The sequence below is a fragment of the Bradyrhizobium sp. 31Argb genome (assembly GCF_043638955.1).
In the GTDB taxonomy this organism is placed as follows: domain Bacteria; phylum Pseudomonadota; class Alphaproteobacteria; order Rhizobiales; family Xanthobacteraceae; genus Bradyrhizobium.
Genome location: NZ_JBEGDB010000609.1, coordinates 1 through 1,193 on the forward strand (window position 1 = coordinate 1; position 1,193 = coordinate 1,193).

Annotated in this window: 1 protein-coding gene and 1 pseudogene; one reads left to right on the forward strand and one right to left on the reverse strand. The window is 58.5% G+C overall.

The annotated features are described in order from the left end of the window. Positions 1 to 66 precede the first annotated feature (66 nt). Positions 67 to 297, reverse strand: a pseudogene (locus AAFX91_RS41805) (transposase); the annotation flags it as partial. 285 nt (positions 298 to 582) lie between these two features. Here AAFX91_RS41805 and AAFX91_RS41810 point away from each other — a divergent pair. Continuing rightward, positions 583 to 924: a hypothetical protein gene (locus AAFX91_RS41810; RefSeq protein ID WP_028169419.1), complete on the forward strand. Its 342-nt coding sequence runs from the start codon at positions 583 to 585 to the stop codon at positions 922 to 924. Positions 925 to 1,193: the final 269 nt, after the last annotated feature.

A 1,193-nucleotide genomic window follows, 5' to 3' on the forward strand; every position in this document is an offset into this window, starting at 1 on the left:
GTGACGAAACAATCCACGAGATCTTCCTAGCCGACCAGATCAGCCCTCAGTGCGTGGTCGCCGGATGACGCTCATGGCGCTCCATCGGCTGAAGCGCCGGAACACGCTATTCCAGTCGCCGAACGCTTCAGGCAGATCGCGCCACGGCGAGCCGGTGCGCACAATCCACAAAACGCCCTCGACGAACATCCGGTTATCGCGCCCCGTCGAACCGCGCTGGTCCGGCCGGCCGATGATCAAGCCGGATATTCGATCCCATTGCGCATCGCTTAGAACCAGCCGATCCTTGACGCCCAAGGCTTCCTCCTAAAAGAAAGCCTTGAATCACGTTCAATCTGATTTGAGAATCCCAAGAGTCCACACGGCCTAAGCCACTATCCAGGCGTGAGCGGACGCGCTCGAGGGCCGGCCGCTTCGAGCATGGGCGATTACCGGCTGCGCATCGTTCACAGCCACCCCAAACAGTAATCGAGACGGTCCGGTCCGACACCAAAGAGACAAGGCGGCCCCTCCCATGCCGCTGGCATGACAATTGTCGAACCGTCCGGGTAAACTGATCGTCGCGACGGCACATGCACCTAGATGTTCAGCGAAGTAATGGAAATGATGAAACGTCCTGCCGACCACGATACGCGACTGGCGTGGTTGCTCACGCTCGCGGTACTCGCCTCATATCTGGCGCTCGCGACACTGTTCGTGGAGCAGTCCTATGATGTCGATGGGCCTAAGGAACATTCTGTGCCCAAGGACACAGCTGAGCCTTCGTCGCTGCGTTACCTCTGCTTAGTCCTTTGCCGAGCTTCCACGGCGCAGTTTGAGAACGGACCGTCACCTGGACAACCGCAGAGCGATACCGCCGCCAAATTAGAATTGACAGCAATGCCGACGGGCTGCGAGGCGCTTGATTGCGCGCACGAGAATTGATGCGCTCGACGATTATGCTCGCAGCTGCTTCCGCGTCGGCGTGGAGCAAACCTTGGTGCCCAGTTTCGAAGCAGGTGAGCATTTCGACCTGCCCTTGGGGACACGAAATGGCCGACGTTCTCGCTGTCTCAACAAAAGCTCAACCTCGCCTGTGCGACCATCTACCCGCCTGTCGGACTGGCTTGCTGATAACTGAAATGGACCCGCGGAGCGGGACCGCTTGAACCGGTTTGTTAGTTGGAAACTGACTGCTCCTGATCCCTTTCTAT